This is a genomic window from Paenibacillus algorifonticola (assembly GCF_050481745.1).
GTDB lineage: Bacteria > Bacillota > Bacilli > Paenibacillales > Paenibacillaceae > Pristimantibacillus > Pristimantibacillus algorifonticola_A.
The window spans coordinates 1-3,021 of record NZ_JBCNGR010000014.1 but is presented as its reverse complement, the minus strand read 5'-3'; the positions used below and the strand labels follow the sequence as shown (position 1 = coordinate 3,021).

The following is a 3,021-nucleotide window of genomic DNA, read 5'->3' as shown; positions in this document are numbered from 1 at the left end:
TGAAAACTGGATGCGAAAGACAAGTCATGAAACTTTAGCGTGTTGTTTAGGATAAGCCCTCGACCGATTAGTATTCGTCAGCTGCACGCATTGCTGCGCTTCCACCCCGAACCTATCAACCTCGTCGTCTTCAAGGGGTCTTACTAAATTGGGAAATCTCATCTTGAGGGGGGCTTCGCGCTTAGATGCTTTCAGCGCTTATCCCGTCCGTACTTGGCTACCCAGCGGTGCTCCTGGCGGAACAACTGGTACACCAGCGGTACGTCCATCCCGGTCCTCTCGTACTAAGGACAGCTCCTCTCAAATTTCCTGCGCCCGCGACAGATAGGGACCGAACTGTCTCACGACGTTCTGAACCCAGCTCGCGTACCGCTTTAATGGGCGAACAGCCCAACCCTTGGGACCTACTTCAGCCCCAGGATGCGATGAGCCGACATCGAGGTGCCAAACCTCCCCGTCGATGTGGACTCTTGGGGGAGATAAGCCTGTTATCCCCAGGGTAGCTTTTATCCGTTGAGCGATGGCCCTTCCATTCGGTACCACCGGATCACTAAGCCCGACTTTCGTCCCTGCTCGACTTGTAGGTCTCGCAGTCAAGCTCCCTTATGCCTTTGCACTCTCCGAATGATTTCCAACCATTCTGAGGGAACCTTTGGGCGCCTCCGTTACATTTTAGGAGGCGACCGCCCCAGTCAAACTGTCCACCTGACACGGTCCCCGAACCAGTTTCATGGTCCTAGGTTAGAACTCCGATACGATCAGGGTGGTATCCCAACGTCGCCTCCACACAAGCTGGCGCTCATGCTTCAATGGCTCCCACCTATCCTGTACAGATCGTACCAAAGTTCAATATCAAGTTACAGTAAAGCTCCATGGGGTCTTTCCGTCTTGTCGCGGGTAACCTGCATCTTCACAGGTATTAAAATTTCACCGGATCTCTCGTTGAGACAGCGCCCAAGTCGTTACGCCATTCGTGCGGGTCAGAATTTACCTGACAAGGAATTTCGCTACCTTAGGACCGTTATAGTTACGGCCGCCGTTTACTGGGGCTTCGGTTCACAGCTTCGGGTTACCCCTAACCGCTCCCCTTAACCTTCCAGCACCGGGCAGGCGTCAGCCCGTATACTTCGCCTTACGGCTTCGCACAGACCTGTGTTTTTGCTAAACAGTCGCTTGGGCCTTTTCACTGCGACCCCCTCGGGCTATTCACCCTACCGAGGTACCCCTTCTCCCGAAGTTACGGGGTCATTTTGCCGAGTTCCTTAACGAGAGTTCTTCCGCGCGCCTTAGCATGCTCTGCTCGCCTACCTGTGTCGGTTTGCGGTACGGGCACCTTCACCTGGCTAGAGACTTTTCTCGGCAGCCGGAGTGCATGACCTTCGCTACTGTAATTTTCGCTCCCCATCACAGCCCAGCCTTACGATGAGCGGATTTGCCTACTCATCAGCCTCACTGCTTGGACGGACTATTCCATCAGTCCGCGTCACTGCCCTTCTGCGTCATCCCATTGCTCATAACGGTTTACGGTGGTACAGGAATTTGAACCTGTTGTCCTTCCACTACGCCTTTCGGCCTCGCGTTAGGTCCCGACTTACCCTGAGTGGACGAGCCTTCCTCAGGAACCCTTAGGCTTTCGGCGGACAAGATTCTCACTTGTCTTTTCGTTACTCATACCGGCATTCTCACTTGAATACAGTCCAGCACTCCTTACGGTATACCTTCAACCTATATTCAACGCTCCCCTACCCAAGTACCATTGGTACATGTCATAGCTTCGGTGGTGTGTTTAGCCCCGTTACATTTTCGGCGCAGAGTCACTCGACCAGTGAGCTATTACGCACTCTTTAAATGGTGGCTGCTTCTAAGCCAACATCCTGGTTGTCTTTGCAACTCCACATCCTTTCCCACTTAACACACACTTGGGGACCTTAGCTGATGATCTGGGCTGTTTCCCTCTTGACAATGGATCTTAGCACTCACTGTCTGACTCCCGAGAAGCACGTCTATGGCATTCGGAGTTTGACTAGACTTGGTAACCCTTGGCGGGCCCCGCACCCAATCAGTGCTCTACCTCCACGACGTTCATACCTCGAGGCTAGCCCTAAAGCTATTTCGGGGAGAACCAGCTATCTCCGAGTTCGATTGGAATTTCTCCGCTACCCCCACCTCATCCCCGCACTTTTCAACGTGCGTGGGTTCGGGCCTCCAGTGCGTGTTACCGCACCTTCACCCTGGACAGGGGTAGATCACACGGTTTCGGGTCTACGACCACGTACTTATTCGCCCTATTCAGACTCGCTTTCGCTGCGGCTCCGTCTTCCCGACTTAACCTTGCACGTGAACGTAACTCGCCGGTTCATTCTACAAAAGGCACGCCATCACCCATAAAGAGGGCTCTGACTTCTTGTAAGCGCACGGTTTCAGGTTCTTTTTCACTCCGCTTCCGCGGTGCTTTTCACCTTTCCCTCACGGTACTGCTTCACTATCGGTCACTAGGGAGTATTTAGCCTTGGCAGATGGTCCTGCCGGATTCCGACGGGGTTTCTCGTGTCCCGCCGTACTCAGGATCCGTCTCGGAGAGTGTGGGCTTTTGGCTACAGGGCTTTTACCTCTTATAGCGGGCCTTTCCAGACCTCTTCGCCTAGCACACACCTTTGTAACTCCATGTGAGACGTCCTACAACCCCAAGGAGCAAGCTCCTTGGTTTGGGCTAATCCGCGTTCGCTCGCCGCTACTGACGGAATCACTTTTGTTTTCTCTTCCTCAGGGTACTTAGATGTTTCAGTTCCCCTGGTATGCCTCACTCTGACCTATGTATTCAGTCAGAAGTAACTGTCCATTACGACAGCTGGGTTTCCCCATTCGGAAATCCCCGGATCAAAGCCTGCTTACGGCTCCCCGAGGCAGTATCGTTGTTCGCCACGTCCTTCTTCGGCTCCTAGTGCCTAGGCATCCTCCGTGCGCTCTTATTAGCTTAACCAGTCGCTGCTGTATGCTCGATGTGCTGGCCGTTGTCCGTTT

At 53.5% G+C, this 3,021-nt stretch carries 1 rRNA gene; it reads right to left on the bottom strand.

What is annotated here, in order from left to right:
- Positions 1–47: 47 nt before the first annotated feature.
- Positions 48–2,980, bottom strand: a 23S ribosomal RNA gene (locus ABEW34_RS14645).
- Positions 2,981–3,021: the final 41 nt, after the last annotated feature.